This window comes from Streptomyces sp. NPDC059037 (genome assembly GCF_042740015.1).
Classification (GTDB): domain Bacteria; phylum Actinomycetota; class Actinomycetes; order Streptomycetales; family Streptomycetaceae; genus Streptomyces.
The window spans coordinates 1-4,658 of sequence record NZ_JBHYIG010000451.1 but is presented as its reverse complement, the minus strand read 5'-3'; the positions used below and the strand labels follow the sequence as shown (position 1 = coordinate 4,658).

Here is a 4,658-nt window from a genome sequence, read left to right as displayed (position 1 = left end):
CTTCCCGTACGGGGACTTGCCCGCCACGGAGGAGCTCCTGACCCGCTACCAGGACGAGGTCGCCTGCCTGATCCTCGAACCCGCCGGGCATACGGAACCGCCGCCCGGATATCTGGCCGGCCTCCGCGAACTGGCGGACCGGCACGGCTGCGTACTCGTCTTCGACGAGATGATCACCGGCTTCCGCTGGTCCGAGGCGGGCGCGCAGGGTCTGTACGGAGTCGTCCCCGACCTCTCCACGTTCGGCAAGGCGCTGGGCAACGGGTTCGCCGTGTCCGCCCTTGCCGGACGCCGCGCCCTGATGGAGCGGGGCGGGCTGCGCCACTCAGCCGACCGGGTGTTCCTCCTCTCCACCACACACGGCGCGGAAACGCACTCCCTGGCAGCCGCGATGGCCGTGCAGACCACCTACGCCGAGGAGGGCATCACCGCGCAACTGCACGCCCTCGGCGAGCGGTTGGCGGCCGGTGTCCACGAGGCCGCGGCCGGCCACGGCGTCGGCGACCACATCGTCGTCCGGGGCCGGGCCAGCAACCTGGTCTTCGCCACCCTCGACGAGAACGGGCAGCCGTCGCAGCAGTACCGCACCCTGTTCCTGCGCCAACTCCTCGCGGGCGGAGTCCTGGCCCCCTCGTTCGTGGTGAGCAGCGCGCTCGACGACGCCGACATCGACCACACCGTCGACGTGGTGGCCCAGGCGTGTGCGGTGTACCGGAAGGCAGTGGACGCGGCCGACCCCACGCCCTGGCTGGCGGGGCGCCCGGTGAAGCCGGTATTCCGCCGCCTGGCATGACGCGACGTCAGTGGCGCTGCCATCGCTGACGGTCGGCGATCCGGTCGACCACCGACGCGGTCGCAGGGACCACCGCAAGCGCGGTGCACCAGCCGCCGAGGACGTCGGTCGCGTAGTGCGCGCTCAGGGCGACCTGCGCCCAGCCCATGGCGGCACCGGCCACCAGCGCCGCGGCGAGCACGAGCAACGTGCCGGCCGCCCTGCCGAGGCCGAGCTGACCGACCGCGAGCAGCGCCACCACGAGGGCGAGCGCGGTGAAGAAGGCGGTGTGCCCGCTCGGGTAGGAGAGGTTGCCTTCGCCGTGGATGGTGCGTCCCACCAGGTGCTTGAGCAGCGTCGCCGTCGCCACGGTCAGCCCGGCACCGGCAACGATGAACACCGCCGCGCGAGGCCGCCGAAGCAGCAGGCAGCCCGCCACGGCGACGAGGACCAGCGTCGCCGCTCCGGCGGGCTCTCCCAAGAAGTCAATGGCCAGAGCGACGCGCCGCCACGGCGACCGCACACTGTCCGCCGTCGGCTCGACGATCCACCTGTCGACCCTGCCGGGCTCGCTGTGGCCGGCGTACAAGACCCCGAGGACGACGACCACCAGCGCGGCGAGGGCCGCGATCGGCCAGAGCCACACGCGTGGCGAAGACGGAGGTCGGCCGACTTCCAGGTCCGCTCCGGCCAGGCGATCCAACGCGAGCCCCCTGTCGTGTCCGACCCACCTCGTTCGGCCACCCTACGGGTGGCCTGGAGGGGCAGAGATCTCTTCAGGCCACTGACTGACTTGAGGCTCTGGAAGAAGGCGAGCGGGGCCTCGTGATGGTGCACCGGTCGCGCACTGCCACTTGATGTGCACACACTGTCATCGGCGCCTCCGTCGCGTCGTACGCCAGACGGGGCAGGCAAACGGCGGTCGGCGGGGCGGCGGCCGCACGCGGGCCGCTCCGTGTGCCTACGGTGCTGAGCGCCCGTCGTTCCCGTCCCGGAACCCGCGTCGACAGCTGCTGAGAGGGCCGCCCATGCCTGTGAACGTCTCGTTCCCCGGCGTCTACATCCATGAAGTGAAGAGCCGGGTGCGCACCATCACCGGCGTTCCGACGTCGGTCGCCGCGTTCGTCGGGCCGACCCCGCGCGGCCCGTCCGGCAAGGCTGTGCATATCACCGGCTGGGCCGACTACGAGGCGCAGTTCGGCGGGCTCGACGGCAGCAAGGACGACAGAAAGATGGGCCATGCGGTCTATCAGTTCTTCCTGAACGGCGGCACCGATGCCGAGATCGTCCGGCTGGTCGCCGATGCCGAAGCGGCCCAGGTCCGGGTCGGCAAGGGCGGGACCGCCAGGGGGGCCGACGACAAGCGCCCCACCCTGGAGGCCGCGAGTCCGGGGAGCTGGGCGCTCAACCTCCGGGTCCGGGTCGACCACGACAACATCCCTACGAAGAACACCGAGTTGTACAACCTGACCGTCCGGGACATCGGCACGGGTGCGCAGGAGAGCTACACCAACATCAGCTCCGACCCGGACAGCCCCCGCAGCCTGAAGAAGGTTCTGAGCGGGTCCCGACTGGTGGCCGTCGCCCCCGACGGTGAAGGGGAGGGACGTCCGGCAGCGCACGGCGAGCCGAAGGCAGCCTCCGATGACTCCCTCGCCGGGGATCGAGTCATCACCGTGAAACCCGACGACGGCGCGGGCGCCCACGGCGGCGCGAACGGCGACGGCGACGAGGAGCCGGACGGGGAGGGAGACGCCGGCGACGGGGGTGGGGGTAACGGCGACCGGAACCGGAGGGGAGGCAGGCCGCAACAGCGCACCCTGTTCGAAGAGGCGAAACTGCGGGGTCAGCCCGTGACGGAGGGCCTTGGGCTGGACGACTACCGGGGCAGCGCCGCCGCGCAAACCGGCATCCACGCGCTCCTCAAGACGGACATCTTCAACCTGCTGTGCCTGCCGGGGGCTCCGAAAGAGGTCCTGACCGCGCTCCTGCCCGAGGCCCTGCAACTGTGCGTCGAGCGGCGCGCGGTCCTCCTCGTCGATCCGCCGGAGGAGTGGAAGGAAAAGAATGCCGCCGAGGTCGCGAAGTCGGTTCTCGACGACCCCGTGCTCCGCGGCGAATCCGCCAAGAACGCCGCCCTCTACTTCCCCGAAGTCCTGGCCCCCGACCCCCTGGACGGCGTGACCAAGGAGTTCCCGCCCTGCGGCGTCATGGCCGGCGTGCTGGCCCGTACCGACGCCCAGCGCGGCGTGTGGAAGGCGGCCGCCGGCACGGACGCCTCACTCACCGGGGTCACAGGGCTCACCACGGTGCTCACCGACCGCGAGAACGGACTGTTGAACCCCCTCGGCGTCAACTGCCTGCGCCAGCTCCCCCTCGTGGGACCGGTCGCCTGGGGCGCGCGCACCCTGCGTGGCGCGGACCGGCTCGCCGACGAGTGGAAGTACCTTCCCGTCCGCCGCCTCGCGCTCTTCCTCGAGGAGAGTCTGTTCCGCGGCACGCAGTGGGTGGTGTTCGAGCCGAACGATGAACCCCTGTGGTCGTCGATCCGGCTGAACGTCGGGGCGTTCATGAACTCCCTCTTCCGCGAGGGCGCGTTCCAGGGGCGCACCCCCGAGGAGGCCTACCTCGTCAAGTGCGACCGGGAGAACAACCCCCAGAACGACATCGACCGGGGCATCGTCAACATCCAGGTCGGCTTCGCGCCACTGAAGCCCGCGGAGTTCGTCATCATCCACATCGAGCAGCTCGCCGGCCAGATCCAGACCTAGCAGGAGGACGTCCGATGCCCGACATCACGCGCAGGGACCCCTTCAAGAACTTCCGGTTCCGGGTCAAGTTCAGCGGGTCCACCGAGTACATCGCCGGGGTCAGCAAGGTCAGTGGCCTCAAGCGGACCACCGAGGTGATCAAACACCGCGACGGCGGCAGCCCCGGCACCAGCCACAAGCTCCCGGGCCGCACCGAGTACGAACCCGTCACTCTGGAGCGGGGCTGCACCACCGACACCGTCTTCGAGGAGTGGGCCAACCGGGTCTGGAGTTTCCGCAACGCCTCCGGATCGCTGGAGACTTCGCTCAAGGACTTCCGGCGGGACCTCATCGTCGACGTGTTCGACGAGGGCGGTCAGAAGGTGCTCTCGTACTCAATCCACGACTGCTGGGTCTCGGAGTACCAGGCGCTGCCGGACCTCGACGCCAACGCCAACGCGGTCGCGTTCGAGCACATCAAGCTCGAACACCACGGCTGGGTGCGCGAGCGGACCGAGCCGCCGCAGCTGCCGCAGTTCAGCGACACGGCCTCGGGCTGACCCGGTGACGGCCGAGCTGACCGAGGCCCGGCTCCTGGACATCTGGGAGACGGGCAGCGGACAGGAACCGCCGGCCCGCGCCCTGCTGCTCGCCGCTGCCGCGGCGGCGGCGCTCGGACCGACCGGGACGGGCGACCCCGGTCCTGGACCGGACGGGACCGGGCAGCCGGGCCCGCAGGCGGGCATGCAGCCTGTGGCCGGACGCACCCTTGCCGCCCTCAACGCGCTCCTGCTCGACCTGCGCGAACGCTGCTTCGGTACGGCGCTGCCGTGCGCCGTCGACTGCCCGCACTGCGCCGAGCAACTCGACGTCACCCTCACCACCGCCGAGCTGCGCCCGCCCGGCGACCGCACCGCACCGCTCGGCGGGGCACCCGCCACCGGGCGAGTCCGCGTCGACGGGCACGAGGTGACCTACCGCGCCCTGACCGGGGGAGACCTGCTGGCCGTGGACCCCGACCCGCCCCGGGCGCGGCGGGGCCAGCTGGGCCGGGGCGGGGGGGGGGGCGGACCACCGGCCCCCGAGGGGCCGCGCGACCGCGTGCTCGCAGCGGTGGCGGCGCCGCGGGCCGCCCC

4 protein-coding genes and 1 pseudogene are annotated in these 4,658 nt (G+C 71.6%); 4 read left to right on the top strand and 1 reads right to left on the bottom strand.

Features of this window, described 5'->3' with window-relative positions; genetic code table 11:
* Nucleotides 1-793: aminotransferase class III-fold pyridoxal phosphate-dependent enzyme (locus ACFWY6_RS44365; RefSeq protein WP_384703283.1), on the top strand; the 793-nt coding region annotated here is incomplete at its 5' end.
* 7 nt (nt 794-800) lie between these two features.
* Here the strand turns inward: ACFWY6_RS44365 and ACFWY6_RS44360 are convergent.
* Entirely contained in the window at nt 801-1,418 is a 618-nt protein-coding gene (locus ACFWY6_RS44360) for a phosphatase PAP2 family protein (RefSeq protein WP_384703280.1), read from the bottom strand.
* 382 nt (nt 1,419-1,800) lie between these two features.
* Here ACFWY6_RS44360 and ACFWY6_RS44355 point away from each other — a divergent pair, with 382 nt between their 5' ends.
* From ACFWY6_RS44355 to ACFWY6_RS44345, 3 genes and pseudogenes are all read left to right on the top strand, one after another.
* Nucleotides 1,801-3,543, top strand: coding sequence for a phage tail sheath family protein (locus tag ACFWY6_RS44355; protein ID WP_384703277.1), 1,743 nt, complete (start codon nt 1,801-1,803; stop codon nt 3,541-3,543).
* Nucleotides 3,544-3,557: 14 nt separating this feature from the next.
* Nucleotides 3,558-4,082, top strand: a complete 525-nt coding sequence (locus ACFWY6_RS44350) for a phage tail protein (protein WP_384703274.1) — start codon at nt 3,558-3,560, stop codon at nt 4,080-4,082.
* A gap of 4 nt (nt 4,083-4,086) precedes the next feature.
* A pseudogene (locus tag ACFWY6_RS44345) lies at nt 4,087-4,658 on the top strand (hypothetical protein); the annotation flags it as partial.

Excerpts from the sequence above, each read along its gene's own strand:
- ACFWY6_RS44355 (WP_384703277.1), top strand. The coding sequence starts at position 1,801 with ATGCCTGTGAACGTCTCGTTCCCCGGCGTCTACATCCATGAAGTGAAG.
- ACFWY6_RS44350 (WP_384703274.1), top strand. The coding sequence starts at position 3,558 with ATGCCCGACATCACGCGCAGGGACCCCTTCAAGAACTTCCGGTTCCGG.